The organism is Lacinutrix mariniflava (assembly GCF_001418015.1).
GTDB lineage: Bacteria > Bacteroidota > Bacteroidia > Flavobacteriales > Flavobacteriaceae > Lacinutrix > Lacinutrix mariniflava.
Genome location: NZ_LIQG01000015.1, coordinates 223,332 through 249,457 on the forward strand (window position 1 = coordinate 223,332; position 26,126 = coordinate 249,457).

A 26,126-nucleotide genomic window follows, 5' to 3' on the forward strand; every position below is an offset into this window, starting at 1 on the left:
TTAATGAAAAACATTTCTATTTGGTTATCCGCTATTAGATTGCGAACATTACCACTGTCTATCGCAGGAATAATTGTTGCTGGATCTTTAGCAGAGTATAATGGTGTTTTCGATTGGCTGATATTTATTTTAGCAATTGCGGCAACTATTAGCTATCAAGTGTTATCCAACTTGGCTAACGATTATGGTGATTCTGAAAAAGGTACAGATAACGATGACAGAATTGGTCCTGAACGTGCCATACAAAGTGGTGCTATATCTCCAGACCAAATGTTTCATGCCATTAGAATAAATATTTTAATAAGTATTGGCCTCACCGTTAGTTTAATATATTCTGCTTTTGGGTATAAACATTTATTATTAGCCCTTTTATTTTTTGGTATTGCAGCTTTTGCTGTAAGATCTGCAATAAAATATACTATGGGTAGTGAAGCCTTTGGTTACAGAGGTCTTGGTGATATTTATGTGTTTTTATTTTTTGGAATTATAAGTGTTGTAGGTTGTTATGTTCTATTTGCAAAAGAATTCGATCATGTAACCATATTACCAGCAATAGCATTAGGCCTTTTAAGTGCAGGTGTTTTAAATCTCAATAATATGAGAGATATAGAAAGTGATTTAAAAAGTAATAAAATAACAACAGCCGTAAAACTAGGTAAAGTTAAAGCAAAAAGATATCATAATTTTTTAGTTTTGGGAGCTATTATAGCATCGTTTTTATTCGGTATTTTATATTACGTTTCACCATTTAATTTAATCTTTTTTCTAGCTTATATTCCTTTAATATTACATTTAAAACGCGTTAATGCAATTACTGTTTTAACAGATTTTGATCCAGAATTAAAAAAATTAGCACTGTCTACGGTGTTGTTAGCCTTACTTTTAGGTATTGGTCACATATTATAAACACTTATTAAGTGAAAGCTACTTATCATAAATACATTCTTAATTTTAAACAACCAAGTGGTACGTCTCGAGGTGTTTTGAAAACCAAAGAAACATGGTTTATTATTTTATCTTCTGAAGGTAAAAAAGGTATTGGAGAATGTGGTATTCTTAGAGGTTTATCTATAGACGATAGACCAGATTACGAACAACAACTTAAATACACTTGCGATAATATAAAAAAGGGCTTAGACTGGCTTTTAATGGCAAATATCGAATTTCCAAGTATTCAGATGGGTTTAGAAATGGCTTTTTTGTCTCTAGAATCTGAAGATGAGTTTAATTTATTCCCTTCAAAATTTACAAAAGGCAAAGACGCTATTCCTATCAATGGTTTAATTTGGATGGGAACCGAAGCCTTTATGAAACAACAAATTCAAGATAAAATTGAAGCAGGTTTTAAATGCATCAAGCTTAAAATTGGAGCAATAGATTTTAATACTGAACTGGAATTACTAAAAGGTATACGAAAGCATTTCAGCGAAAGCGATATAGAATTACGTGTAGATGCTAATGGCGCATTTAGTCCAGAGGATGCTTTAGAGAAATTGAAACGACTTAGCGATTTTAAATTACATTCTATAGAGCAGCCAATTAAGCAAAATCAATTAGAAGCTATGGCAAATCTATGCAAAAAAACACCGTTGCCAATTGCCTTGGACGAGGAATTGATAGGTGTATTTACAACGCATGAAAAGGAAAAGGTACTTGAGATTATTAAACCACAATACATTATTTTAAAACCAAGTTTTATTGGTGGCTTTCAAGGCAGTAACAGTTGGATTACTCTAGCTGAAAAACAGAATATAGGTTGGTGGATTACAAGTGCATTAGAAAGCAACGTTGGGCTTAGTGCCATTGCGCAATACACGTATTTAAAAAAGAGTACAATGCCTCAAGGATTGGGTACTGGAAGTTTGTTTACAAACAACTTTCAATCTCCTTTAGAAGTAAAAAATGGTACATTGCATTACAATAATAGTAATTGGAAATTTAATTTATAGAAGATGGATTTTATACAACAAGCATTTAAGGTTAAACACGAATTTTGGAGATACCTTATTGGTTCTGTAATAGTAATTATTGGTGCCGTTATTGGGCAAATTCCTTTTACTGTTGCGGCACTTTTAAAGGCTGTAGAAAAAGGAGGTTCGATTTTTTCGATGACTGAGCAAGAATTAATGACTGCTTTAGAACCTAATCTAAACCTGTTTTTAATGTTATTATCTTTCGCTTTTGCTTTATCGGCCCTATTTCTAGTCGTTAAATATTTGCATAAACAGTCTATAAGAGAAGTAACTACAGCAAGAAAAAAAATAGATTGGAAACGTATTTGGTTTGCTTTTATTTTTTGGGGAATAATCTCCTCAAGTATGGTATTATTGGACTATTATTTTTCTCCGGAGAGTTATGTTTGGAATTTTAAATTAAAAAGGTTTTTAATTCTAGCTGTTATTGCAATCGTTCTTTTACCTATACAAACAAGTACTGAAGAATATATTTTTAGAGGTTATTTAATGCAAGGTTTTGGTACATTGGCGAAAAACCGATGGTTTCCGTTACTTATGACATCTTTTATTTTTGGAGGTATGCACTTTTTTAACCCAGAAGTAGATAAACTAGGAACTTTGGTAATGGTATATTACATTGGTACGGGTCTGTTTTTAGGTATTATAACGCTTATGGATGATGGTATGGAATTGGCCTTAGGTTTTCATGCGGCAAACAATTTATTTGGTGCGTTGTTAGTTTCTGCAGATTGGACAGTTTTACAAACTCACTCTCTTTTTAAAGATGTTTCTGAACCAGGTGTTGGATTTGTAGATATTGTTTTACCTGTATTTGTAATTTTTCCTATTATCATTTTCATTTTTGCTAAAGTGTATAAATGGACTAACTGGAAAGAAAAACTTTTTGGGAAGGTGGTAGAACCACTAGAGGAGAACTATAAAATTATAGAATAATACATGCCAATTTTCGATAGTATTCATGAGGATTTTAAGTATAATGGAGTCCATTATAGTTTTATTGCTCTAAAAGAGTTTGCTTTAAAATTAATTAAAAGTGAGCAGTCTTACAATAAAGATATTGGCGATTTCTTGCTATTATGGTTAGATAACTCGAATACAATAGAGCTTAAAACATCTGGATCTACTGGTGTTCCAAAGCTAGTTATAATTAAAAAACAAGCAATGGTAAATAGTGCTATTGCAACGGGAGAATACTTTAAATTACAACCAAGTAGTAAAGCTCTTTTATGCTTGCCAGCTCATTATATAGCTGGAAAAATGATGCTGATTCGTGCTCTAGTTTTAGGGCTTGAAATTGACAGTATCGAACCAAAGTCTGACCTTAAAATAGATTTAGAAAAACATTACCATTTTACTGCAATGGTGCCTCTACAACTTGAAAAAAATTTAGATAAATTAAAATCGATTAAAACGGTTATTGTTGGAGGAGCAAAAGTATCGTCTGCATTGAATTCTAAATTACAAGAATTAGAAACTAATATTTTTGAAACCTATGGTATGACGGAGACTGTATCTCATATTGCTGTAAGACAATTAAATAATTCATATAAAATTAATAGTTTCAAAACCTTGCCTAATATAGTAATTACGCAAGACGATAGAGACTGTTTAATTGTTAATGCTCCATTTGTTTCAGATACTATAATAATTACAAATGATGTGGTTAAGCTTCAGTCTAAAACAGAATTTGAGTGGATAGGTAGAGCAGATTCTATTATTAATTCTGGAGGTATAAAAGTGTTTCCTGAGCAAGTGGAAAACGTTTTAAGTAGTGCTATAAGCGCTCGTTTTTTTATAGCTTCAGAAGAAGATAAAATACTTGGAGAACGTGTTATTATAGTTATTGAAGGAAAAGAAAATAATATAGATGTTTCACTATTTAATACGTTAAACGCATATTCTAGACCTAAAGTTGTATATTATGCAGACGCGTTTGTTTTAACGGACTCCGGTAAAATTAAACGTAAAGAGACGCTAAGTGTAGCAAAAATAACATAAAGTATTTTATTTGTTTAAAATAATGTTTTGCATGTTGAGAAGATGCGTTTCCTCATTATAGATTTATATTAATCCAAAAATCCAAAAATCCAAAAACCGAAATTATGAAATCAATTTTACAATTATTTTTGATTATTTGTATGGCTTCGCAAAGTTTTGCTCAGAATCCAGTATCTCAAGAAAAGGAAATTATTAATGGTATTGTATTAGACGAAGATGGAAATCCGTTTCCAGGCGTAACTGTAAATATACAAGGGACAGAAAATGGAGCACAAACAAATTTATATGGAAATTATTCTATAAATGTTTCTATTGGAGAAACACTTACTTTTTCTTTTAGTGGTTATAAGAGCGAAGAATTAAAAATATTAAATAGTAATCCGATAAATTTGTCTTTAAAAATCTCAAATTTAATTCAAGAGCAAGTTGTAACAACAGCAATGGGCATTGAAACAAAAAGAAATGAAATAACTTATGCTTATAAAGAAATAGATAATAAATTACTTAATCAGGGAAATAATTTTAATGCGATAAATGCGCTCGAAGGTAAAGTTAGTGGATTAATTGTAGATAGGAAAAAAAACACGATATCGTTAAGAGGTGCTAGATCTATGCGAGGTAATAATAATGCATTAATTGTTATAGATGGATCGATTTCTACTTATGGTCTATTAGAGTCTTTAGATCCAAATTCTATTAAATCTATTAATGTTTTAAAGGGACAAGGAGGAGCAGTGCTTTATGGTAGTCAAGGCTCTAATGGTGTCGTTGTTGTAACTACTCAAAGGTATAGAAATACTGCTGTAAATACGACCTTTAAAAAGTCTATAACTAAACCTGTAGCTTATAAAGGACGCTTAAAAGTAGTAACGAAAAAAAGTAAACCAGCTTACCTTAAAGCTTTAGAAGATGAGTCTTCTGTAGAAAAAGCTTTTGAATTATTTAATACACAAAAAGAAAAATATAAAGATTTTAGTTCTTATTATATAGATGTTTATTCTTTTTTTAATGAAACAGGCAATAAATCAATTGGTAAAGAAGTATTAAATGATGTTGTTTTTTCAAAAATGGATGATTACCAAACTTTAAAAGGATTGGCTATGAAATTACAAGTTGATAAAGATTACGATTTAGCAAATTCAATTTATAAGAGACTATTAATTTTAAGACCAAATGATGCACAGTCTTTTATTGATTTAGCCCAAGCTTATATTGATAGTGGTAAAAAACAAAAAGCTTTCGACTTATTAACTAATTTATTAGAGTTAACAAAAGATACTTCAAAAATTAATGGAATAGTTAAAAACGAAATAAATGGGATGCTGCAAACTATGGAAGATATTGATGACTCTAAATTAGAAGCGTACAATAAATTAAATACAACTTTTGATTTAAGAGTGTTAGCAAGTTGGAATCGTGAAATCAATACTATTAGCATGCAAGTTATAGATCCTTCTTTAGAGGTGGTGTCAAGGAATAATTCTAGTACACGCTTGGGAGGTGAGTTAGTTAGTGTTAATGACGTTTTTGGACCAGAAGAATATACTATTAGGAATGCTGCTAAAGGAGATTATTATATTGGTTTTGAATACGAGGGCGATAGTAATTTAAAAGATGCAGCTGCATTTGTAAAGCTAATTATTTACAAAAACTTTGGGAAATTAAACCAAACTAAAGAGGTTAAAGTTATAAAATTAAATAACCCTAAGGATAAAAATATCGTAGCAAAAATAAGTATGTAAAAGAAAAGAATTTTAAAAAAGAGAAACACGAAAGTGTTTCTCTTGTTTTTTGCGCTATACTTAAAAGTAGCTTTCACTCATTAAAAGTACCTGTTCACTCATTCTATATTTTATAATATAGACTTTGGTTATAGTTTTACATTAAACTTAAAAACCAAAGATTATGAAAAACATTTTAAAAATACTCTTTATGTTTTTTGCGATAGTACAAATACAAGCGCAAGACATGCCATCTATTAAAGTTGGTGAAGACAAATTAGGAATTACTTCTCTAGATATAAAGGTAGAAGTCGTTGGAAATATAGCGACCACAACATACGATATGCTTTTTTACAACCCTACTAATACAGTGTTAGAAGGCGAATTAAATTTTCCGTTAGGCGAAGGTCAAGATGTATCAAGATTAGCATTAGATGTAAATGGAAAACTTAGAGAAGCCGTAGTCGTAGAAAAGGAGCAAGGTAGGGTTGCTTTCGAAGCTGTGGTAAGACGAGGTGTAGATCCAATATTACTAGAAAAAGGAACTGGTAATAATTACAAGGCACGTATTTATCCAATTTTTGCTAAAAAGCATAAACGTATTGTTCTAGCACATGAACAAGAACTGATTTTGAGTGAAGATGCACACTATTTTCAGTTGCCTTTAGGTTTTAAAAAGGACTTAGATCATTTTAGTTTTACTATGAATGTTTTTGATCAGAAATTACAACCATCTTTAGATAAAGGTAGTCTTGAGGATTTTAAATTTAGTACGGTAAATAAAAATTATTATGCAAAATTTGAAAAAGAAAACTACACACCAAGTAAGGCTTTAACTATAAAAATACCACAAGAGATTAATAATAAAATGATTGTTTCAGAAGACTACTTCTATATCTATAAGAAACTGAATGCAGAAAAAAGATTACGTAAAAAATCGAAAACGATAACCTTATTTTGGGATGTTTCTCTATCTATGGAAAATAGAGATTTGGAAAAAGAGATTTCTTTTTTAAACAATTATATAAAACATTTAAAAAATGTAAATGTGAAACTAATAAGCTTTAGTAACACAATTATTAAAGATAAGATGTTTAAAATTGAAGATGGAAATTGGGAAGATTTAAAGATGGAACTTGCTAATTCTATTTATGACGGTGGTACATCTTACGATAAGTTATTTAAAGTTGTTGATACTGATGAAGTGCTTTTGTTTTCAGATGGAATGAGAAATTTGAGTGCACTTTCCGTGAAAACAAAGCAACCTTTTTTTGTTGTAAATAGTATTATTAAAGCGAATCACGCAAAATTAAATACTATAGCAGAAGCTTCAAATGGAAAATATATCAACTTAAAAAACACAAGTGTTAATGATGCTGTAAATGAGATAATATACCAGTCGTTTAAATTTTTGGGTGCTTCAACCAATAATAAAAATATAGAGTTTTATCCAAATCAACCAACTACGGTTTCAAACGATTTCTCTATTACAGGCAAAGGTTTTAAGGTAAATGATGTAATTACTCTAAATTTTGGATATGGAAAAGAAACAACTTTAAAAGAGCAAATTACCATAACAAACGATGTAGAGAATAAACTAGTTCAACGTATATGGGCTCAGCAAAAACTAAACAAGTTACAACGAAAAAATGAAGAGAATAAAGTAGAGATTATTACGCATAGTAAAAAGTATAATGTAATAAGTAATTACACGTCCTTAATTGTATTAGAAACAGTCTGGGATTATGTAAGGTATAAAATTACACCTCCACAAGAGTTGTTAGCAGAATACAATACTATTATGAATAATAATAATAATAACAAGAAAATTGTTTCTGGAATCAATGTAGAAAATAAAGAAGAGGATTTAGAAGAAGCAGTAGTTACAGAGATTGTTGCTCCTGCTAATATTAATGGAAATATTTCTGGAACTATTACAGACCAAGATGGATTGCCGCTGCCGGGAGTAAATGTTCTTGTAAAAGGAACGTCAAATGGAACGACTACAGATTTTGATGGTAATTATACTATTCAAGCAGCAACAGGAAATACATTAGTGTTTTCTTACGTTGGAAACACTTCAGAAGTTGATGTTACTAATGCATCTAATATTAGCTTTACAATGTCTGAAGGAGCTTTGGATGAAGTTGTAATTACGGCATTTGGAATTAAAAAGAAGAGAGACGAAGTTACCAATTCATACCAAGTAGTTAAAACTGAAGAATTAACTAAAGCTAACAATCCCGATGCTGTTAAAAGCTTGGCTGGAAAAGTAAGCGGATTACAAATTACTCAAACCACCAATGGAGTAGATGCGAAAACAAGAATTGTATTGCGAGGAAACCGCTCAATCTCAGGAAATAATCAAGCGTTAATTGTTATTGATGGTGCAATATCTAGTTCAGAGATATTAAGTGCTTTAGACCCTAATCAAATTCGAACGATAAATATTATAAAAGGAGCTAGTGGTTCTACTCTTTATGGATCTCAAGGTGGTAATGGAGTTATTGTAGTTAGTACTACTCCAGAATTGAGATTTAGTTCTGATAGTACATCAAATAATTCTAGAATTAAAAAAGACACTTATAGAGGGAAGCTTAAAATTAAAAACGAAATTAATAATGCAGAATATATAAAAGAACTATCTAAAGCTAAAAATGTAGAGCAAGCTTATAAAATATATCTAAAACAAAGAAAAGATTATAGTCGTTTTCCTGCTTATTATATTGATGTTTACGATTTCTTTTCTCAATATAAAGACAAAACTTATAGTTTGAGAATCTTAACAAATATAGCAGAGATAGATTTCGATAATTACGAGCTATTACGAGTATTTGCTTATAAGTTAGAAACCATAAATAATTATAAATTAGCGAGCTATATTTTTAATCAAGTTTTAAAGCTAAGACCAGAAGATTCACAATCTTATAGAGATTTAGCTTTATCATATCAAGAAATAGGTGAGGAGCAAAAGGCTTTCGATTTATTAAATAAAATTGTAAGCGGAGCTGTCTATGAAAAAGAAGGAAGAAGAAAGTTTCAAGGTATGCAAACCATCACAAAAAATGAAATTAATAAACTAATTCAAAAGTCATCTAAAGTAAATGACGAATTGCTTGAGAGTTACAATAAAATTGAAACAAACTTTGATGTTAGAGTGGTTATAGATTGGAATCATAATGATACGGATATCGATTTACATATTATAGATCCAAATCTCGAAGAGTGTTCGTATGAAAATGTAAAAACAAAAATGGGAGGAGAGATGTCAAAAGACATGACTCAAGGTTTCGGACCAGAAGAATATACTATTAGGAATGCTAAAAAGGGAGCTTATTTTGTTAAAGTAAATTACTTTGGAGATCGATACCAAAAGGTAGAAAATCCAACGTTTATGAAAGTGACTTTATTTAGAAATTTTGGTAAACCTAACGAATCCAAAGAAATTAAAGTAGTACGATTATCGAAGTCTAAAGAAAACCAAATAGTAGCTAAAATAGAGATTTAAATCTATAGACTAATTTAGTAAAAAAGGAACACAATTGTGTTCCTTTTTTTTATTTAACGAAAATCAGCAATACATTTAGTGTACGTTGCTTCTGTAATTTGAATTAAGTACGATGATTAAGTGAATATTGCACACTATTCTAAGGCAATCACATAGTAGGTTATATTATCTATCAATACAGAACAGTAAAGTTTAATTGATAAAATAGAATGACATGCTTTTAGTCTTGATGTAAAAATCCAATTCTAACATTTTTGTTTTTTAAAATGTCTTTAGCTTTTTTATGCTGTTCCATAAAGGTTTCATAGTTAGTACCTTTGCAAATACCGTAAGAATAATGATATTTCAATAATTCCATATCGAAATTAGATACTGTTGAATTTTCATTAAAGCAACCCGAAAAATAATTAATACACTCCAATTCGTTGTTAAATGTAAAATTTCCAAGGCTTTGGAAGAAAAGCTTCTTCATTGCTATTAACTTGGTTTTTTCATTAAAATTTACACTAGTAATAATTTTAATTGTTGTTTTGTATATTTGGTTTTTGCCATTCCAATACATGTAATATTCTGATTCTTTATTGTTTACCATTCGCGATTCATATTCAAAATCACCAGAATTGTAAATGATATAGTTAGAATCTTCAACATGTTTAACGACATTAATATTTAACGAATCAATTTTGTTTACTAATGAATTGGCGAAAACCATAAAATCTTTTTTAGTTTTCTTTGGAATGGATTTTGAAAAAAATATGGAAACATCATCTTTCCAATATTTCATTACTGTTTTGTTTTTTAGACTATCGTTACTATATGTAAAAGCAACCTTGGTGTAAGCATCTAAAAAAGTAGAATCTTTATATTTATAAGGTACTCTAATGCCTTTTGGCTTATAATTTTCTATTACTACAAGTGTATCGTTATCTCTATAAACAAAATTTAAACTGTCTTTTTGGGTTAATGGTTTCTTAAATTTTTGTTTGTAATATTTTAAAGGTATTAAAGCTCTTGAATGGCTGTGATTCTTAATGTTCTCTTCTTGAGCAAAAGAATTTACCACAAAAAAAAGGCTAAGGATAGTAATTAATGTTTTCATTTAATTATTTTTTTTCTAAGAATAATAAGTGAATCAAAGATTTCCGAATCTACTTTAAAATCGTACAAATGTTGATAGTGATACTTCAGCATCATAATATCATAATCTGTAATGTACTTGGTTTCAAGAATAGGTTTATTGTATAAAATCGATTCTTTTGGAGCATATTTAGATTCAAAAAAGTTACCCAAAGATCTAAAAAAACCTTTTTTAAGTTTTATTAAAAAAAGATCATCATTAATTATCGATCTACTTATTTTAAAATGGCATGAAAGTAATTTATGATCATTATTAGCATAGAACTTATAAGTCATTTCACTAAAAGTGATGTCTTTAATTTCTGCCTCACTTAATTCTAATTTTTCTTCATAAGGATAAGAGCTAACTTCATTGTCCATAACATCAATAAAATAATTAGCCTTTTCAAAGTCATTGGTAAAGGCAAAGCTCAAATTATTGATTTTAGGAATGTCTTTAATAAATTTAATAAATTCTGATTTAACGTTTTTTGGTAAATCAGAATCTATAAATATAACAAGTGGTCCAATGATTTGTGTAATATTGCGATTTTTGTAATGTCTAAACGCATGCCATTTATAGCGTTTAACTAAATTTTTATTATCTAACAGAGAAAAACCTTTCAGAAAACTTAATTGAGAAGAATCTATCTTTACTAATGTTGTATCCAAAGTAATAGTCTGCTTCTCAGGAAATTTTAAATTTACTGATCTGTCTGTTTTAGTTATTCTGAAAGACTTCTTTAGCTTAATGTTTTTTCATTTTGAGAAAAAACACTAATCGAAATAATACAAAAAAATACAATTATAATGGCTCTCATATTTTAAACCTGTAAAACGCCCATATTAAACTTCTTCTCAATAGGTGCATGATTTGCAGCTTCAATACCCATAGAAATCCATGTTCTCGTATCTAAAGGATCTATAATAGCATCTGTCCATAAACGTGAAGCAGCATAATAAGGCGATACTTGGTTATCGTATCTGTTCTTTATTTTAGAGAATAATTCTTCTTCTTTCTCAGGAGTTATTTTTTCTCCTTTTTTCAATAAGGAAGCCTTTTCTATTTGTAATAATACTTTAGCAGCAGAATTCCCACTCATAACAGCTAATTCAGCACTTGGCCAAGCCACAATTAATCTAGGGTCGTAAGCTTTACCACACATAGCATAGTTTCCTGCACCATAACTATTTCCAATAATAATAGTAAATTTTGGAACTACAGAGTTACTTACAGCATTCACCATTTTGGCACCATCTTTAATAATACCACCATGCTCACTTTTACTACCAACCATAAAACCAGTAACATCTTGTAAGAATACTAAAGGTATTTTTTTCTGATTACAATTAGCAATAAAACGGGTTGCTTTATCTGCGCTATCATTATAAATTACACCACCAAATTGCATCTCACCGCTTTTGGTTTTCACCAACTTTCTTTGGTTAGCTACGATACCAACAGCCCAACCATCTATTCTCGCGTAAGCAGTTATAATTGTTTTACCATAACCTTCTTTATATTCGTCGTATTCTCCATCATCTACCAAACGAGAAATAATATCAAGCATATTATATTGGTCTGCTCTCGATTTTGGTAGTATACCGTAGATATCTTCAGGATTAAGTTTTGGTTTTATCGCTTCAACACGATTAAAACCAGCTTTATCATAATCACCAATTTTATCTATTATACGTTTTATTTTGTCTAAAGCATCTTTATCGTCTTTAGCTTTATAATCTGTAACGCCAGAAACTTCACAATGTGTAGTTGCACCACCAAGCGTTTCATTATCAATATTTTCTCCAATAGCAGCTTTAACGAGGTAACTTCCGGCTAGAAAAATACTTCCAGTTTTATCTACAATTAAAGCTTCGTCACTCATAATTGGTAGATAAGCACCACCAGCAACACAGCTTCCCATAACGGCAGCAATTTGAGTAATTCCCATACTACTCATTACAGCATTGTTTCTAAAAATACGTCCAAAGTGTTCTTTGTCAGGAAATATCTCATCTTGTAAGGGTAAATAAACACCAGCACTATCTACTAAGTAAATAATAGGTAATCTGTTTTCTATTGCAATTTCTTGAGCACGTAAGTTCTTTTTTCCAGTAATAGGAAACCAAGCTCCTGCTTTTACAGTTGCATCATTAGCAACAACAATGCATTGTTTACCACTAACATAGCCTATTTTTATAACAACACCACCAGAAGGGCATCCGCCATGTTCTTCGTACATACCATCACCAACAAAAGCACCAATTTCAATACTTTTTCTTTTTTTATCTAATAGGTAATCAATACGTTCTCTGGCAGTTAACTTGCCTTTTTCGTGTTGTTTATCTATTCGTTTTTGTCCTCCGCCTAATTTTACTTGTGCAAAGCGTGAACGTAAATCTGATAAAAGTAATTTATTGTAATCTTCGTTTTTATTGAAGTTGATATCCATTAAGTATATTTTTAAGCTAAAATACAAAAATGGTTGAAACCATTTATAGTTCACTATAATATCTTGTATTTAGGTTTGATTTTTTTTTAAAGACATCGTGTTTTATACATTATTAAAGCAAAAAACATTCTAGTTAAGGATTAAGTCATTAAGTTTTTTATATTTGAATTATTAAAGTTAATTTATGAAAAACGAAACGAAGCCTTTAGCTTTAACTATTTCTACAGAGTATATAGATTTGCTAAAGATAGAAAGTGATAAAATACTTATTAATTGCAAGCAGTTAAATGGTAATAAAGCATTTTTAAGTTCTTTTAATACCATTTTAAATTCAGATTCTCATAATATTAGCTATAAGGCAGAACACGTTTTATTACATGATTTATTAATTGTTTTTAATGAATTAACTGCTACTTATAAAACTTTAACTGAAGTTCCTGCGAAAGTAAAATTTATTTTAATTTATTTTTATGAAAGACTTCAAGGTAAAGATTTAAGTAAATCTTTCGATATAAAAATGATTAACAAATTGGTGCAATCGCCTCAACTTGATAAAAATGTAAAACTTATTCAGAAAACTGCTTTTTTTCATCCTATAAAAGAGATGGAAAATGAGTTTATATTGCCATCTGTTTTAACTAAAATAAAAGAAGATAATTTATTAAGCATTACTTCTTTTTTAAACCGCATTGCAGCTTTAATGCTAAATGCAGACGATAAAATTACAAATGAAGAAGGTATTGTACTTAAAACTGTTTCAGATAAAATTAATAATCCTAAAATTATAGTTGATAAAGCAATTTATAGTCAAGTTCCAGAGAACGACACGCTAGAAATTGTAATGGCAGAACTTAATGAATTAATTGGCTTAAAAGAAGTTAAAAAAAGTATAGAGGATCTCACTAATTTTTTAAAGGTTCAAAAATTACGAGAATTAAAAGGGCTTAAAACATCCAATAATTCTTTACATGCTGTTTTTATGGGACCACCAGGAACAGGTAAAACTACCGTTGCAAGAATGCTTGGCCGTATTTATAAACATTTAGGTTATTTAGAAAGTGGTCACCTTATAGAAACAGATCGAGCAGGTTTGGTGGCTGGTTATGTTGGGCAAACGGCTATTAAAACCGAAGAAATTATTCAATCTGCCTTAGGTGGAGTCTTATTTATTGATGAAGCTTATTCGCTTACTTCTGGAGGTTTAAATGATTTTGGAGGAGAAGCTATAGAAATTTTATTAAAGCGAATGGAAGACCAACGTAGCAATTTAGTTGTTATTGTAGCTGGTTATCCGGATGAAATGGAAACTTTTATACAATCTAATCCTGGATTACAATCTAGGTTTAACCGTTATTTTAAATATAATCATTTTAGTGTTGATGGGCTTTTAAAGATTTTTAAATTATATGTAAAAAAAGCTGATTTTAATCTTACCGCTAATGCTGAAGAAAAGTTACTAGAAATTTTAGAAAGAGTACACAAAAAAATACATAAAGGGTTTGGTAACGCTAGGACAATGCGTAATTTATTTGAAAAAATAATTGAGAGACAAGCAAATAGAATTGTTTCAATTGTGCCTATTACAGAAGAAATATTGATTACTTTAAAAGAAGAAGATATTCCCGAAATACTAAAAACAGTAAAAGAAATCACCATTTTTGGGGAAGAAAATTAGTAAATAGTGTAACACTTAACATTTATTTAAGACATATAAATTAAACAAACTCAAACAATGACAATACAGGATTTAATAGATTGGTTTAATGGGAATCATTATATAACATTAGGCTATTTTGCTATTATTATACTTTTAACAGTAATTGTGGTGTCAATTATTAATACCAATAATGCTAAAGCATTAAAATATGTAATGAGTGCAATAGTTTATGCTGTTACCATTCCAGGTGTTCTAGCGGTAATTCTTGTATTATATGCGTTGCTAATGCAAAGATCTAACATTTTAAATGTAGGAATTGTAACCTATTTTGTTCCTATTGTTGCCATGGTTATAACCTTAATGATTTTAAATAAAAAGGTGTTGATGCGTAATATTCCTGGTTTCGATAAATTGTCTAGTTTAATATTAATGATTGGAATTGCATTCGGAATCATATTTATACTACAAAAAACATATTTTGGAGTATTATTTATAGGTGGTTTCACACAGTTAATAATGGTTTTTGCTGTAGTTTTAATCATCCTTAAGGTTGCTTGGTCTCGATTCACTAAGTAAGACAAATCATTAATACAGTTAATAGTTATAATAATTTATTTAAATTTACGTGCGTTATTAGTAAATAAAAGAGATCAAATATATTTTAAATGAGTAAAGAAAAATTTAGTTGGAAAGGACTATTCTTAAATGAAGAAGGAAACGAGAATAAAACTCCAGAAAGAGAAATGCCTAAAAGTAATGCTTCGTCAAATACTTTTCCAGAGTCAAAAAGCACGGTAGCTTCTTCAGCATCAAGGTTTCCAGAGTCTACAGCAAATGCAGTTGTTGGAGTTAATGATGCAGTGCTTCAAAAAATTATAGAAATGTATGAGTCTGGTTTCGAATCTTTAAATAAACCAGGATACGATTTTTATGAGTTTTTTAAAGCTATAAAAGCCGTAGGAAGTAATGATCCTTCTATTTATAAAATGGCTTTAACTATGGCATCTAGTGTAGATGAAAGCGTTTCTAAAGCTTCATTATTAAAGCAAGCCGATTTTTATATAGAAGAAATAGAAAAAGTACATAAAAAATATAAAATACAAGGCGCTGCAAAAAAAGATCAAATATTAGGAAGCCAAAAAGCAGAAAAAAGCACTTTGACTACTGAGATTTCGTCTTTAGAAAAACAGTTAATGGAAATTCAGCATCAAATAAGTACTAAGAAAAATCAATTGCAAGCCATCACTTCAAATAGTAGTGATGTTATCGATATAGACCAAAAAATCATGGCAAATGATACAGCCAAATCAAAAATATTAGAAACAATACTTCAGGTTGTAGATGGTATTAAAAACAACTTATAAATAGATGGATTTAAAAGAATCAAAAAAACATGTACTCGATTTACCTATTCTAAAACATTTTGATGATGAGAAAGGTGAAATTTCATTAAATCCTAACAAGTGGAGAAATGGAGAAAAAGGACTTAATTCATTACTTAAAATAGCATTATTTGCTGGGTTAGGTTATGCAGCTTGGGTTTATGTATTACCACCTTTATTTACTGCTTTAGGACAAATTATAGCACTTGCAGGTGTTGCGGTATTTCTTGTCTTTTTTATACTAATGTTACCTGTAATTTTTAAAGGACTAAAACGTTTAACTAGATTTTTACATAAATCATTAATAAAACATGATCCTTTTGGAGAATTAGAAGAGCAAAAGCAAAAAATGTTTAAAAACAGAAAAGTTTTTAAAGATGCAAAGGCTAAAATAAAAGCCTTAAAAAATAATATGGAATCAGAATCTTATAAAGCAGAAAAAGAAGCTAAAGATTTTCAAGACCAAGTATTAGCGTTACAAAAGCATGCTCAAAAAATTAAAGATAAAATGGAAGCTATAGTTGCCGAAAAAGGTAGCGCTGGTAGAGATACAGACGACTATGTAGAACTGCACAGTATGTTAGCCAAAAAATTATCGCAATCACAACGTATTACGCACCAATTAACACAAAGCAAAAGTTTTATCCAGAAATATGGAAGTAGAGCGGTGGTAATGGGTAAACTAGATAGAAAATTAACATTAGCAGGTACTGCAATAGATATTAAAATATCAGATTTTGAAGTTACCATAAGTATGTTAGAAAAGGAATATCAGTTTGCCAAAACAGCTAAGGCAGCAACAGATGGTGCTAAATCTGCAATGCATTTTACAAAGGATTGGGAGTTAGAATATGCTTTAGATGTTATTACAGAAACTATTGCTATTGATATTGCAAAAACACAAGAAAACTTATCAGACATAGATATGTTAACCTCTAAGTATGATGTTGATAGTGATGAGCTGTATGCTCAGTTAGATACGCTTGCAGATAAAATTAAAACAGGTAAAGATCTAATACCAGAATCAAAAAAATACACTAATCCAAGTTACAAGCTTACTCAAGAGGATAAACAAGCAAGTGGTGGTTTTGGTAACATGTTCGAATAATTATTAAAATAGAAAAATAAAAATGGGAAAAATTTTACGCACTTCAAAACTTACAACATTATCAGAGTTGATAATTGTAATTATATTATTAGGAGGTATACTAGGAGCCGTTTATTACTTTGCGCCAGGACTTAGGGTAGGTGAGGCTAAGCAACTAGAAGAATTAAATATTGATAAAAATGAAGTTAACAATGTAATAACTTCAGATAAATTAGGATTACCATCTACCTCACTTTCAAGTGAAGTAAAAAACAATCCAAAAGTAAGAATTGCAGCATATGCTTGGAATGCGCAATCTGGTATTATTGTATCTAATGGAGGTCCTAAAACCACTAAAGGATCATTAATGGAACAAAATGGTGTTAATTTAGAAATTATTCGTCAAGATTGGCTTTCTGAATTAAGAAACATGCAAATGAAATTTATTGAAGAATTTGATAGAGGAGAAGAATTTCCTGATTCAGATAAAAGTGCATTTGCTATTATGATGATGGGTGATGGTGCTCCTTTTTATATTAGTACTATGCAACAGGCTTTAGACGATAAATTTGGTAAAGATAAATACCATGTACAGGTTGTTGGTGCAGTTGGTCTTAGTTATGGTGAAGATAAATTAATAGGACCACCAAGTTGGAAAGTAGATCCTAAAAGTATGAAAGGTGCTCTAATTTCTACCGTATTAGGTGATGGTGATTGGGTAACTGCTTTAAACTATGCTTTTGCAAATGGGTTAAAAGTAAATCCAGATTCAAATACGTATGATCCAGATGCAGTTAATTTTTATCCTTCTCAGGATGATGATTATATAAAATCAGCCGAAGAGTTAATTAAATCTCAAAAAGCAGGTTGGACAGTGCCTTTAAAAGAAGTTAAAAATGGTAAACTTACAGGTAAGATTATCAATAAGAAAATAGATGGTTGTGCAACTTGGACTCCAGGTGATAAAATGGTTTTTGATGAGTTAAGTGGATTTACAGATATTATTTCAACCAAAGAATTTAACAATCAAATGGCGACAACAGTTATTGCTGTTAAAGAATGGTCTATTAAGCACCCGAAAATTGTTAGTAACATATTAAAATCTGCATTAACGGCATCAAACCAAATGAAACAGTATGATGATTGGAGTGTAAGAGCTTCAGAGGCTGTAGCAGAAACTTACGACCTAGAGAACGCTAAATATTGGTATGATATGTTTAAAGGTCAAACAGGAACAAAAAATGGTATAGATTATAACATGGGAGGTTCTAGAGTCTTTAATTATGCAGATGTAATGCAGTATTATGGTATTTCTGATGGAACAAACCGTTATAAAGCAGTTTATAACCAAGTATCTTCTTACTTAAGCGAATTAAATCCGTTTGGTTTTAACGAATCTGTTAAAAGAATTGTGCCTTATGATGAAGCTGTAAATTTATACTTTTTAAAGAATATAAATGATATTGATGCAGGTTCTGCTTATAAAGCAGATTACTCAAAAACAGCAGATAAAGTAGTTGCTTCTGGAGAGTGGAATATTAATTTTGATACCGGTAGTGCTAATGTTTCAAGCTCATCTGCAAGTACATTAGAAAATATTTATAATTTACTAATACAAGCTGAGGATACTAAATTAAAATTAGAAGGACATACAGATAATACAGGTTCTTCTGAAGCTAATTACGATTTATCTCAACGTCGTGCACAAGCAATAGTTACTTTCTTAAGAGGAAAAGGAATTCCTCAGTCTAGATTTCAAAGTGTAATTGGTAAAGGTGAAGATTCTCCAATATCAAGTAACAGTACTAACACTGGTAGAGCTAAAAATAGACGTGTAGTAATTGCGCTATTAAAGTAATCATAATATAAAAGAGAGGATGTGTAGCAGAAATTAAAGTTTTTGTTACACAGCTTTCTTTAATTTAACTATTCTTACAAAAACAAAAAGCTTGTGAAATTATTATTTAAACCTTTCGAAAAAGTTAGTAAAAACACGCGACTTCTTATTGTATTGTTTTGGGTAGTATTAGTTGTTACTTTCTGGTTTATATCCAGTATGGGAGAAAGACATTTATTTCCATCGCCTCAACAGGTTTTTACTGGTTTTTCAGAACTTTATAATGAAGGTCTAGTCGTTCATGTTGCTAGTTCTTTATTTTTATGCCTAAAAGCCATAATAATAGCGGTGATTATTTCTCTAATATTTGCTTATTTATCCACTATACCAGTTATTAAGCCATTAGCAAATACATTAAGTAAACTAAGATATTTACCATTAACAGGAATTACGTTTTACTTAACTATTTTAATTAATGACGCTAGAACAATGCAAGTTTGGGTGTTGGTTGTTTTTATGAGTACGTATCTTACCACATCATTATTGAGTATGGTAAGCGCTATACCTCAAGAAGAATTCGATCATGCACGCTCTTTACAATGTAAACGTTGGGAAGTCCTTTGGGAGGTTGTTATAAAAGGTAGAGTAGACCATGTAATAGAAGTTATTAGACAGAATTTAGCTATTGTCTGGATGATGTTGGTAACAGTAGAATCTATTCTTGTTGCTGCAGGTGGTTTAGGTTTTTTAATAAAAAACTCAGATAAATTCATGAACCATGGTAGAATTATTGCGCTGCAAATTGTAATACTCTTTGTTGGTTTATCGATTGACTTTATATTAAATTATTTAAGAAAAACATTCTTTAGATATTCTAAAATTTAATTAAATGACATACAGTACAGAAAACACTTTATTATATGTAGAGGATTTGAGCGTATCTTATGGAGATAAGACCGTTATAAAAGATATCAACTTTGTTGAAAAAGATGTCATAAGAACTGGTAATGTTACAGGGCAAGTTATTGCTTTTGTTGGACGTTCCGGACGTGGTAAATCGACATTATTTAGAGCTTTAACTGGTTTGGTAAAACCAAGTTCAGGAAAAGTTTTAATAGCAGATACAACCACAGGTATTGATAACGATGCAAAAGTTGTAAATGAAGGAGATATTGGTTTTGTAGATCAAAAATATACTTTGTTTAGAAATAAAACAGTCTCTCAAGCACTCATGTTTGCTTTGCGTAATAAAGAAATTACAAAGGAGGAAAAAGAAGTTAAAATAAAAGAATATTTACACCAATGGGGACTTGAAAAGGTTAAAGATCAATATCCTAATGAGTTGTCTGGTGGTCAGCGTCAGCGAACTGCGATTATAGAACAAATATTCTGTTCAGGTCATTATATGGTTTTAGACGAGCCTTTTTCAGGTTTAGATGTAGGTAACATACAGGATGTAAAAGATGCTTTTAACTTAATGACTGCTAGTCATGAATTTAATACTATCATTTACTCAACACACGATATAGAATTGGCAGTTGAACTAGCAGATAGTATTTATGTTATAGGATATCCTAGTATAGAAGGCAAATTAGCCGATTATGGTACAATTGTTAAGCATATAGATATGAAAGAAATTGGACTGGCTTGGAAAGATTTTGGATTAGATCATATGGAGGTTGTAAAACAAATAAAAGCAGCTATGCTTAGTTCTTAAAAGAAAACGTATAAATTTTATAAAGAAACTCCTGAGAAGGAGTTTTTTTGTTTTAGGCTATACTATGACTTCTACTTCTTAAAATCTATTAACTAAATTAGGTAGAAAGAGCTTATTTAATGGTACTTTTTTTGTGAAGTGCCTAACTGTTTTTGTTTTAATGGAAAATAATAATATTTTTATAAATACACATACATTATATTCCATGGAGAATATTTTTTTTATATTTGATATACTCTAAATTATTATTATGAAAAACATTTTAGCATTCGCAGGTAGTAACAGTAAAACCTCAATAAATAAACAATTAGCAACTTTTGCAGGTGCTTCAATTGAAGGCGCTAATTTAACTATTTTAGATCTTAACGATTTCAATTTACCACTTTACGGTATTGATTTAGAAAACGAAAAAGGGATTCCGAAGGATGCAGAAACTTTTTTAGATTATATTAAAAGTTCAGATGGTATAATTTTATCTCTAGCAGAGCATAACGGAGCCTACGCAACCGTTTTTAAAAACCTATTAGATTGGTTATCTCGTATCGATGGTAAATTATGGAATGATAAACCAATGCTTTTAATGGCAACTTCGCCAGGAGGAAGAGGAGGACAATCAGTTTTAGAAATAGCAAAAGAGAGATTTCCTAGGCATAATGCTAATATTGTATCTACTTTCTCTTTACCGTCATTTAATGATAATTTTTCAGAAGAAGGTATTAAAGACGAGACGTTAAATAAAGCATTAAATCAAGCAATCAAAACTTTCAAAGACAATATATAATGGGAGATATTTCAAAAGAAATAGAATCTACTTTTCCATCTAACGATTTAAAAGCATATATAAATATATTGTTTACAGCAAGTTGGATTAATGGTAATCAATTAGAATTTTTTAAACCTTATAATATTTCGCCGCAGCAATACAATATTTTAAGAATTTTAAGAGGAGCAAATGAACCTATTAGTGTTCAAACCGTTAAAAATAGGATGGTACAGCGTTCTCCTAACGTTACTAGATTAATGGATAAGTTGTGCGCGAAACAATTAATTGGTAGAATACCGAGTAAAGACGATAGAAGAGTAGTAAACATTGTTATAACAGAAAACGGTTTGAAATTATTATCTAAAATTGATGATAAGTGGGATCCAAAATTACTTAAAAATTTAAGTGAAGAGGAAGCCGAGCAGTTAAGCGAATTGTTAGATAAAATTAGATAATTTAAAATTATTAGAGATTAGGTAAATGCCTTTTCTTAGATTATTAATATATAAGTAAAATGAAGACAATAGTACACAAAGCAGATGCTCGAGGTTTCGCAGATTACGGTTGGTTGCAAGCAAATCACTCTTTTAGTTTTGCTAATTTTCATAATCCAAATAAAATGCAATTTGGAGCTTTAAGAGTTTTAAATGATGATACCATAGCTCCTAAAATGGGCTTTAGTACTCATGCTCATGATAATATGGAGATTATTACCATTCCATTAAAGGGAGAGTTAAAACATAAAGACTCTATGGCTAATTCATGGTTAACTGTAAAGGAAAACGAAGTTCAAGTAATGTCCGCTGGTTCAGGATTAGAACATTCTGAAATTAATGGTTCTTTAGAAGCACATTTAAGCTTGTTTCAAATATGGATTATACCAAACAAAGAAAATGTTTCTCCTAGATACGATCAGAAAAATTTTGAAATCGAGGGTAGAAAAAATAAACTACAAATATTAGTGTCTTCTATAGATGAAGATTTCGACGGAAGTTTAAAAATTCATCAAGATGCTATAATTTCTAGAATAGATTTAAGTAAAGATGAAAACTTCATATATAATATTAAAAGTAGCACTCATGGTGTTTATGTCATGAATATTGATGGAGAAGTGGAAATAAACTCAGAAAATTTAAAGATACGAGATGCCATCGGAGTGTCAGAAGTCGAAAGTTTTGAAATAAAATCTAAAGAAGATTCCAAAATACTGTTTATTGAAGTTCCTATGCATTTGTAATAAAATAGGGCAAAAGTAATTTTAAGAAGGTGTTTTTATCCTGCGTTTTCTAATAAAAATAAGAGTAACCGCAATCAATACACCAATTCCTGCCATAGCTGCTCCAACCCAATCTGCAGAAGTATAGCCAAGTCCCATTGCAATTGGTATGCCTGCAAAATATGCACCACTGGCATTTCCTATATTAAAAGCACTTTGATTAAGTGAAGAACCTAAGGTTTCAGATCCTTTTGAAGCCTTAATTATTAGTAATTGTATAGGAGTTGATATGGAAAACGATACAAGGCCAATAATAAAAGTCATTACTAAAATAAATATTTTATTAGATGCTAAATAAGTATTTAAAACTAGGCATAATGCCATGGTAGAAAGTACTAGTGTAACAGCGTAAAGCGGTGAGTATTTTTCAACTAATTTTGCACCTAAAAAATTACCAATAACCATTCCTAAACCAGCGAGAACCATAGCATAAGTAACCATGCTACTTGGGTGTCCTGCAACGTCTGTAATTAAAGGAGCGATGTAACTATACCATGCAAAAAAGCCACCAGTTCCTATGGTTGTTAGCAAAATAATTAACCAAAGTTCTGCTCGTTTAAAGATTTTAAATTCGCTTAAAAAACTGGTTTCTGATGACTTTTTTATTTGTGGCATCCAAAATTTGACGCTTAAAACCGCTAATACGCCAACAGCACCAACCATTAAAAAAGAAATGCTCCAATTAAAATTTTTACCTAAATAAGTCCCTAGTGGAACGCCTAGAAGATTAGCAAACGTTAAACCACTAAACATAATAGCAATGCCTTGTGCTTCTTTTCCTTGTTTAGAAAGTTTTCCTGCCACAACAGCACCAATACCAAAAAAAGCACCATGTGGTAAACCAGATAAAAATCTTAGAATAATAAAAGAATTATAACCAGTTGCAAAGGCAGATAAAGTATTAAAAACGGTAAACCATAACATTAACCATAAAAGCACTTTATGAACTGGAAACTTACTTCCAAAACCAGTTAAAGTTGGTGCTCCTACAACAACTCCTAAGGCATAGGCAGATATAAAATGCCCAGCTACAGGTATGCTAACATTAAACGCATTAGCAACATCTGGTAATATTCCCATAATTACAAACTCAGTAAGACCAATTCCAAATCCTCCAATAGCTAGAGACAGTAAAGCTTTATTCATTAAATACGCGTTTGATATGTGATAATAATACAAACCGCAAAAATAGGGCTACACAGTAATCAAAGACAATTAATAATATTAATAAAAAGTTAATTAAGAAGATATAGATAAAAGGTAGTATTTGTTATTAAATTCATAAAATGAATAGTTAAAGCTCACTTAAACAAAGAATACTTAAAGGTGTTCTCTAAATTATTCTGTAATACTATGTTTAAAAGACTACTTATAAAAAACACCATAATATAAGAGGTTTATTTTTCTAAAATTAACGATATTTGTAATTCCCTTTAAAAAAGACGATAATTATGGCAATGAACAAAAATACTGTGCTGGCTTGGGCTACCACAATAATGATAATAGTAGGTTTAGGATTAATAGCAATGGGCGCTTTTAAGTACGAAGAAGTTGCTGGTTGGGGCTTTGCAGCTGTTGGTGTAGGCTTTTTTGCTATTGCATGGGTTTTTAATGCTTTAAAAGGAAGAGTTTAAAGCCAGGCAACGGGTGATTTTACTAAATAAAAATAAATAACTTGCGAAGCAATTATTTTAATTTAATCAAATCGTAAAACTCTAAAGGAAAGGAAGAGTTTAAAGCCAGGTAACGGGTGATTTTATTTAATCAAATCGTAGAATTACAGTTTAAAGGAAGGATTTTAAAGTATATAGTATGTTTTTTATAAACACTAAACTATAAATAATTCTTAGAGCTTTATGAGTAAAACTTTTACTCAAAAAAAATATTATAAACATAATCAATACATATAAAATTAGATGGCTGACGATAAAAAAATTATATTTTCAATGGCTGGCGTTACAAAAACGTTCAAGTCAGCAAACACACCGGTATTAAAAAATATTTATTTAAGTTTCTATTATGGAGCTAAAATTGGAATTTTAGGTTTAAATGGTTCTGGTAAATCGACCTTATTAAAAATTATTGCTGGAATAGATAAAAACTTTCAAGGAGATTTAACTTCAGATACAGAATTTACAACAGGTTACTTAGAGCAAGAGCCTCAATTAGATCCAGAGAAAACGGTTTTAGAAGTGGTAAAAGAAGGTGCAGCAGCAACAGTTGCAATACTTGAAGAATACCATAAAATTAACGATATGTTTGGTTTAGAAGAAGTCTATTCTGATGCAGACAAGATGGATAAATTAATGGCACGTCAAGCCGTTTTACAAGATGAAATTGATGCGGCCGATGCTTGGGAATTAGATACTAAATTAGAAATTGCTATGGATGCGTTACGTACTCCAGAAGGCGATAAGAAAATTGGTGTACTTTCAGGTGGAGAAAAGCGTAGAGTAGCATTATGTCGTTTATTATTGCAAGAACCAGATGTATTATTATTAGATGAACCTACCAATCACTTAGATGCAGAATCTGTACATTGGTTAGAGATGCACTTAGCACAATATAAAGGAACTGTAATAGCAGTAACACACGATAGATATTTCTTAGATAATATTGCAGGTTGGATTTTAGAATTAGATAGAGGTGTAGGTATTCCATGGGAAGGAAATTATTCTTCTTGGTTAGACCAAAAATCAACACGTATGGCTCAAGAATCTAAAACAGCATCTAAACGTCAAAAGACATTAGAACGTGAGTTAGAATGGGTTAGACAAGGAGCAAAAGGTAGACAAACAAAGCAGAAAGCACGTTTAAAGAATTACGATAAATTAATGAGTCAAGATCAAAAACAACTTGACGAAAAGCTAGAAATATACATTCCAAATGGTCCACGTTTAGGAACAAATGTAATTGAAGCTTCGGGTGTAAGCAAAGCCTTTGGAGACAAATTGCTTTACGAAGATTTAAATTTCAACTTGCCACAAGCGGGAATAGTAGGTGTTGTAGGACCAAACGGTGCTGGTAAAACCACTATTTTTAGAATGATAATGGGTGAAGAGAAACCAGATAAAGGTGAGTTTAAAGTTGGAGAAACTGCTAAAATCGCTTACGTAGATCAAGCACACAGTAATATAGATTTAGAAAAAACCATTTGGCAAAACTTTAGCGATGAGCAAGAGTTAATAATGATGGGCGGAAAAGAAGTAAATTCAAGAGCGTATTTAAGTCGTTTTAATTTCTCTGGAAGCGAGCAAAACAAAAAAGTAAGCATGTTGTCTGGTGGTGAGCGTAACCGTTTACACTTAGCAATGACTCTAAAAGAAGAAGGTAATGTTTTACTTTTAGATGAGCCTACTAACGATTTAGATGTAAATACATTAAGAGCCTTAGAAGAAGGTTTAGAAAACTTTGCAGGTTGTGCAGTAGTTATTTCTCACGATAGATGGTTTTTAGATAGAATTTGTACGCACATCTTGGCTTTCGAAGGAAATTCAGAAGTATACTTCTTTGAAGGTGGTTATTCTGAATACGAAGAGAATAAGAAAAAACGCCTTGGTGGAGATTTAATGCCAAAACGTATTAAGTATAAAAAACTAGTTAGATAGTAAGTTAACTATATAGCATAAAAAGAA

General features: G+C 30.4%; 22 protein-coding genes. 18 read left to right on the forward strand and 4 right to left on the reverse strand.

The window, feature by feature from the left end; genetic code table 11:
• Positions 1–3: 3 nt before the first annotated feature.
• The 6 genes from menA (at position 4) to ASC44_RS01105 (ending at position 9,203) form a co-directional block, all read left to right on the forward strand.
• Positions 4–906 (forward strand): 1,4-dihydroxy-2-naphthoate octaprenyltransferase, encoded by a 903-nt coding sequence (menA, locus tag ASC44_RS01080; RefSeq protein ID WP_055445770.1) that lies wholly within the window; start codon positions 4–6, stop codon positions 904–906.
• Positions 907–917: 11 nt separating this feature from the next.
• A complete protein-coding gene (locus ASC44_RS01085; protein ID WP_055445771.1) occupies positions 918–1,949 on the forward strand; it encodes an o-succinylbenzoate synthase in 1,032 nt (343 codons plus the stop codon).
• 3 nt (positions 1,950–1,952) lie between these two features.
• Complete coding sequence (locus ASC44_RS01090; protein WP_055445772.1) at positions 1,953–2,909, forward strand: CPBP family intramembrane glutamic endopeptidase; 957 nt, start codon at positions 1,953–1,955, stop codon at positions 2,907–2,909.
• 3 nt (positions 2,910–2,912) lie between these two features.
• Positions 2,913–3,974 carry an AMP-binding protein gene (locus ASC44_RS01095; protein ID WP_055445773.1) on the forward strand — a complete coding sequence of 354 codons (1,062 nt, stop codon included), beginning with the start codon at positions 2,913–2,915 and terminating at the stop codon, positions 3,972–3,974.
• Between the two features lie 104 nt (positions 3,975–4,078).
• Complete coding sequence (locus tag ASC44_RS01100; protein WP_083476213.1) at positions 4,079–5,716, forward strand: tetratricopeptide repeat protein; 1,638 nt, start codon at positions 4,079–4,081, stop codon at positions 5,714–5,716.
• Positions 5,717–5,879: 163 nt separating this feature from the next.
• Positions 5,880–9,203: a VIT domain-containing protein gene (locus ASC44_RS01105; protein ID WP_055445775.1), complete on the forward strand. Its 3,324-nt coding sequence runs from the start codon at positions 5,880–5,882 to the stop codon at positions 9,201–9,203.
• 220 nt (positions 9,204–9,423) lie between these two features.
• Here ASC44_RS01105 and ASC44_RS01110 read toward each other — a convergent pair whose 3' ends face one another.
• From ASC44_RS01110 to ASC44_RS01120, 3 genes are all read right to left on the reverse strand, one after another.
• Positions 9,424–10,302, reverse strand: a complete 879-nt coding sequence (locus tag ASC44_RS01110; RefSeq protein ID WP_055445776.1) for a hypothetical protein — start codon at positions 10,300–10,302, stop codon at positions 9,424–9,426.
• Complete coding sequence (locus ASC44_RS01115) at positions 10,299–10,991, reverse strand: hypothetical protein (protein WP_055445777.1); 693 nt, start codon at positions 10,989–10,991, stop codon at positions 10,299–10,301. Before ASC44_RS01115 ends, ASC44_RS01110 begins: the two co-directional genes overlap by 4 nt.
• 152 nt (positions 10,992–11,143) lie before the next feature.
• Positions 11,144–12,772 carry an acyl-CoA carboxylase subunit beta gene (locus tag ASC44_RS01120; protein ID WP_055445778.1) on the reverse strand — a complete coding sequence of 543 codons (1,629 nt, stop codon included), beginning with the start codon at positions 12,770–12,772 and terminating at the stop codon, positions 11,144–11,146.
• A 184-nt stretch (positions 12,773–12,956) separates the two neighbouring features.
• On the opposite strand from ASC44_RS01120, the gene ASC44_RS01125 reads away from it, so the two are divergent.
• From ASC44_RS01125 to ASC44_RS01170, 10 genes are all read left to right on the forward strand, one after another.
• The gene (locus ASC44_RS01125; RefSeq protein WP_152973243.1) at positions 12,957–14,447 is read left to right on the forward strand and encodes an AAA family ATPase; all 1,491 of its coding nucleotides are present in this window, start codon (positions 12,957–12,959) and stop codon (positions 14,445–14,447) included.
• 57 nt (positions 14,448–14,504) lie between these two features.
• Complete coding sequence (locus tag ASC44_RS01130; protein WP_055445779.1) at positions 14,505–15,005, forward strand: hypothetical protein; 501 nt, start codon at positions 14,505–14,507, stop codon at positions 15,003–15,005.
• An 89-nt stretch (positions 15,006–15,094) separates the two neighbouring features.
• Entirely contained in the window at positions 15,095–15,793 is a 699-nt protein-coding gene (locus tag ASC44_RS01135; RefSeq protein ID WP_055445780.1) for a hypothetical protein, read from the forward strand.
• Positions 15,794–15,797: 4 nt separating this feature from the next.
• The gene (locus ASC44_RS01140) at positions 15,798–16,919 is read left to right on the forward strand and encodes a hypothetical protein (protein WP_055445781.1); all 1,122 of its coding nucleotides are present in this window, start codon (positions 15,798–15,800) and stop codon (positions 16,917–16,919) included.
• A 22-nt stretch (positions 16,920–16,941) separates the two neighbouring features.
• Positions 16,942–18,756, forward strand: a complete 1,815-nt coding sequence (locus ASC44_RS01145; protein WP_055445782.1) for an OmpA family protein — start codon at positions 16,942–16,944, stop codon at positions 18,754–18,756.
• A gap of 93 nt (positions 18,757–18,849) precedes the next feature.
• The gene (locus ASC44_RS01150; protein ID WP_152973244.1) at positions 18,850–19,620 is read left to right on the forward strand and encodes an ABC transporter permease; all 771 of its coding nucleotides are present in this window, start codon (positions 18,850–18,852) and stop codon (positions 19,618–19,620) included.
• Between the two features lie 4 nt (positions 19,621–19,624).
• On the forward strand, positions 19,625–20,452 hold the full coding sequence (locus ASC44_RS01155; RefSeq protein ID WP_055445784.1) for an ATP-binding cassette domain-containing protein: 828 nt from the start codon (positions 19,625–19,627) through the stop codon (positions 20,450–20,452).
• A 250-nt stretch (positions 20,453–20,702) separates the two neighbouring features.
• Positions 20,703–21,233 (forward strand): NADPH-dependent FMN reductase, encoded by a 531-nt coding sequence (locus tag ASC44_RS01160; protein ID WP_055445785.1) that lies wholly within the window; start codon positions 20,703–20,705, stop codon positions 21,231–21,233.
• Positions 21,233–21,670, forward strand: coding sequence for a MarR family winged helix-turn-helix transcriptional regulator (locus ASC44_RS01165; RefSeq protein WP_055445786.1), 438 nt, complete (start codon positions 21,233–21,235; stop codon positions 21,668–21,670). Before ASC44_RS01160 ends, ASC44_RS01165 begins: the two co-directional genes overlap by 1 nt.
• A gap of 59 nt (positions 21,671–21,729) precedes the next feature.
• On the forward strand, positions 21,730–22,452 hold the full coding sequence (locus tag ASC44_RS01170; RefSeq protein ID WP_055445787.1) for a pirin family protein: 723 nt from the start codon (positions 21,730–21,732) through the stop codon (positions 22,450–22,452).
• Between the two features lie 21 nt (positions 22,453–22,473).
• Here the strand turns inward: ASC44_RS01170 and ASC44_RS01175 are convergent, their stop codons facing one another.
• A complete protein-coding gene (locus ASC44_RS01175; protein ID WP_055445788.1) occupies positions 22,474–23,637 on the reverse strand; it encodes an MFS transporter in 1,164 nt (387 codons plus the stop codon).
• Positions 23,638–23,942: 305 nt separating this feature from the next.
• On the opposite strand from ASC44_RS01175, the gene ASC44_RS01180 reads away from it, so the two are divergent.
• Positions 23,943–24,125: a CAL67264 family membrane protein gene (locus ASC44_RS01180; protein WP_055445789.1), complete on the forward strand. Its 183-nt coding sequence runs from the start codon at positions 23,943–23,945 to the stop codon at positions 24,123–24,125.
• A gap of 282 nt (positions 24,126–24,407) precedes the next feature.
• Positions 24,408–26,099: an energy-dependent translational throttle protein EttA gene (gene ettA / locus ASC44_RS01185; protein WP_055445790.1), complete on the forward strand. Its 1,692-nt coding sequence runs from the start codon at positions 24,408–24,410 to the stop codon at positions 26,097–26,099.
• The last annotated feature ends 27 nt before the right edge of the window (positions 26,100–26,126 follow it).

What these genes read in the sequence shown, in the direction of transcription:
- ettA (WP_055445790.1), top strand. Translation starts at nt 24,408, where the DNA reads ATGGCTGACGATAAAAAAATTATATTTTCAATGGCTGGCGTTACAAAA.
- ASC44_RS01165 (WP_055445786.1), top strand. Translation starts at nt 21,233, where the DNA reads ATGGGAGATATTTCAAAAGAAATAGAATCTACTTTTCCATCTAACGAT.
- ASC44_RS01155 (WP_055445784.1), top strand. Translation starts at nt 19,625, where the DNA reads ATGACATACAGTACAGAAAACACTTTATTATATGTAGAGGATTTGAGC.
- ASC44_RS01090 (WP_055445772.1), top strand. Translation starts at nt 1,953, where the DNA reads ATGGATTTTATACAACAAGCATTTAAGGTTAAACACGAATTTTGGAGA.
- ASC44_RS01140 (WP_055445781.1), top strand. Translation starts at nt 15,798, where the DNA reads ATGGATTTAAAAGAATCAAAAAAACATGTACTCGATTTACCTATTCTA.
- ASC44_RS01135 (WP_055445780.1), top strand. Translation starts at nt 15,095, where the DNA reads ATGAGTAAAGAAAAATTTAGTTGGAAAGGACTATTCTTAAATGAAGAA.
- ASC44_RS01145 (WP_055445782.1), top strand. Translation starts at nt 16,942, where the DNA reads ATGGGAAAAATTTTACGCACTTCAAAACTTACAACATTATCAGAGTTG.
- menA (WP_055445770.1), top strand. Translation starts at nt 4, where the DNA reads ATGAAAAACATTTCTATTTGGTTATCCGCTATTAGATTGCGAACATTA.
- ASC44_RS01130 (WP_055445779.1), top strand. Translation starts at nt 14,505, where the DNA reads ATGACAATACAGGATTTAATAGATTGGTTTAATGGGAATCATTATATA.
- ASC44_RS01125 (WP_152973243.1), top strand. Translation starts at nt 12,957, where the DNA reads ATGAAAAACGAAACGAAGCCTTTAGCTTTAACTATTTCTACAGAGTAT.
- ASC44_RS01105 (WP_055445775.1), top strand. Translation starts at nt 5,880, where the DNA reads ATGAAAAACATTTTAAAAATACTCTTTATGTTTTTTGCGATAGTACAA.
- ASC44_RS01170 (WP_055445787.1), top strand. Translation starts at nt 21,730, where the DNA reads ATGAAGACAATAGTACACAAAGCAGATGCTCGAGGTTTCGCAGATTAC.
- ASC44_RS01180 (WP_055445789.1), top strand. Translation starts at nt 23,943, where the DNA reads ATGGCAATGAACAAAAATACTGTGCTGGCTTGGGCTACCACAATAATG.
- ASC44_RS01095 (WP_055445773.1), top strand. Translation starts at nt 2,913, where the DNA reads ATGCCAATTTTCGATAGTATTCATGAGGATTTTAAGTATAATGGAGTC.
- ASC44_RS01160 (WP_055445785.1), top strand. Translation starts at nt 20,703, where the DNA reads ATGAAAAACATTTTAGCATTCGCAGGTAGTAACAGTAAAACCTCAATA.
- ASC44_RS01100 (WP_083476213.1), top strand. Translation starts at nt 4,079, where the DNA reads ATGAAATCAATTTTACAATTATTTTTGATTATTTGTATGGCTTCGCAA.
- ASC44_RS01120 (WP_055445778.1), bottom strand. Translation starts at nt 12,772, where the DNA reads ATGGATATCAACTTCAATAAAAACGAAGATTACAATAAATTACTTTTA.
- ASC44_RS01110 (WP_055445776.1), bottom strand. Translation starts at nt 10,302, where the DNA reads ATGAAAACATTAATTACTATCCTTAGCCTTTTTTTTGTGGTAAATTCT.
- ASC44_RS01175 (WP_055445788.1), bottom strand. Translation starts at nt 23,637, where the DNA reads ATGAATAAAGCTTTACTGTCTCTAGCTATTGGAGGATTTGGAATTGGT.